Genomic DNA, 1924 nt, shown 5'->3' with positions numbered 1-1924 from the left:
GATGGAACACGGCACCATCGTCGAGCGCTTCGCGGCCGACGAGCTGCAGGCCAAGATGCCGGTGCTCAACGAACTGCTTGGGGTCTGATCGCGCGCGGCATACATGCCGGCGGATCGAACGATTGCTGTAGGCAGGAACGGGTGGCTTCTCGCCGCCGAAACTCAGGAGACAAAACATGAAGATGACTCGGCTGGCGGTCGCGGTTGCGGCGACTGTATTGGGTGCCGTCTCGACGGCTGCTACGGCGCAGGTGTCGAACGACACCGTGAAGATCGGCTTCATCACCGATCTGTCGGGCCTGTACGCCGACATCGACGGACAGGGCGGTCTCGAGGCCATCAAGATGGCCATCGAGGACCATGGCGGCAAGGTGCTGGGCAAGCCGATCGAGCTGCTCTCCGCCGACCACCAGAACAAGGCCGACATCGCCGCCTCCAAGGCGCGCGAATGGATGGACCAGCAGGGCCTGGACCTGCTGGTGGGCGGCACGAACTCCGGTACCGCGCTCGCGATGAACAAGGTCGCTTCCGAGAAGAAGCGCGTGTACATCAACATCGGCGCCGGCACCGCGCGCCTGACCAACGAGGAGTGCTCGCCGTACACGGTGCACTACGCGTATGACACGGTGGCGCTCGCCAAGGGCACCGGCAGCGCGGTGGTCAAGCAGGGCGGCAAGTCGTGGTTCTTCCTGACCGCCGACTACGCGTTCGGCCACTCGCTCGAATCGGACACGGCGGCGGTCGTGAAGGCGAACGGCGGTACGGTGGCCGGCTCCGTGCGCCACCCGCTGTCGGCGTCGGACTTCTCGTCGTTCCTGCTGCAGGCGCAGGCGTCGAAGGCGCAGATCCTGGGTCTCGCGAACGCGGGCGGCGACACGATCAACTCGATCAAGGCGGCGAAGGAATTCGGCATCACCAAGACGATGAAGATCGCGGGCCTGCTGATGTTCATCAACGACGTGCACAGCCTGGGCCTCAAGAACACCGAAGGCCTGCTGATGACGGACAGCTGGTACTGGGACACCAACGACGAGACGCGCAAGTTCGCCAACCGCTATTTCGGCAAGATGAAGAAGATGCCGAGCTCGCTGCAGGCCGCGGACTACTCGTCGGTGTCGAATTACCTGAAGGCCGTCGAGGCCGCCAAGACGGACGATCCGGACAAGGTGATGGCCGAGCTGAAGAAGATGAAGCTCGACGACTTCTACGGCAAGGGCCAGATTCGCCAGGACGGCCGCTACGTCCACGATATGTACCTGATGCAGGTGAAGGCACCGGCCGACTCGAAGAAGCCGTGGGATTACCTGAAGGTCGTGGCGACGATCCCGGGCGACCAGGCCTTCACGACGGTGGCCGACTCGAAGTGCGCGGCGCTGAAGAAGTAATCACGCGTAGCTGATGTTGCTGGGGGAGGGGAGACCCTCCCCCGTCCCGATTCCACTTAGCGTTGCCATGGATATTTTCGGTATTCCTCTTCCCGCCATGTTGTCCCAGCTGCTGCTGGGCCTCGTCAATGGCGCGTTCTACGCGATGCTGAGTCTGGGGCTGGCCGTGATCTTCGGCCTGCTCAACGTGATCAATTTCGCGCACGGTGCGCTGTTCATGCTCGGCGCCGTGCTCGCGTGGGCCGGCATGGAGTATGCGGGCCTCAACTACTGGGTGATGCTCGCACTCTCGCCGCTCGTTGTCGGCGCGCTCGGCGTGATCATCGAGAAGACCATGCTGCGGTGGATCTACAAGCTCGATCACATCTACGGCCTGCTGCTGACGCTCGGCATCACGCTCGTGATCGAGGGCGTGCTCCGCTCCATCTACGGCGTGTCCGGCCTGCCGTACTCGCCGCCAGAAGCGCTGCAGGGCGCGACCGACCTCGGCTTCATGATCCTGCCGAACTATCGCGGCTGGGTCGTGGTGGCCTCGCTCA

At 63.7% G+C, this 1924-nt stretch carries 2 protein-coding genes and 1 pseudogene; all 3 read left to right on the top strand.

Annotated features, from left to right (window positions below):
• Positions 1-88, top strand: a pseudogene (locus tag AAHB16_RS32680) (ABC transporter ATP-binding protein); the annotation flags it as partial.
• 88 nt (positions 89-176) lie between these two features.
• Positions 177-1385: an ABC transporter substrate-binding protein gene (locus AAHB16_RS32675; protein WP_150373373.1), complete on the top strand. Its 1209-nt coding sequence runs from the start codon at positions 177-179 to the stop codon at positions 1383-1385.
• A gap of 67 nt (positions 1386-1452) precedes the next feature.
• Positions 1453-1924: branched-chain amino acid ABC transporter permease (locus AAHB16_RS32670; RefSeq protein ID WP_342052934.1), on the top strand; the 472-nt coding region annotated here is incomplete at its 3' end.

This window comes from Cupriavidus sp. OTU4054, assembly GCF_038440175.1.
Taxonomy (GTDB): Bacteria; Pseudomonadota; Gammaproteobacteria; order Burkholderiales; family Burkholderiaceae; genus Cupriavidus; species Cupriavidus pauculus_D.
Note: the sequence above shows the minus strand (reverse complement) of the source record. Positions and strands in the feature narration are given on the sequence as shown.

Coding starts and splice junctions, on each gene's coding strand:
- AAHB16_RS32675 (WP_150373373.1), top strand. CDS start 177: ATGAAGATGACTCGGCTGGCGGTCGCGGTTGCGGCGACTGTATTGGGT.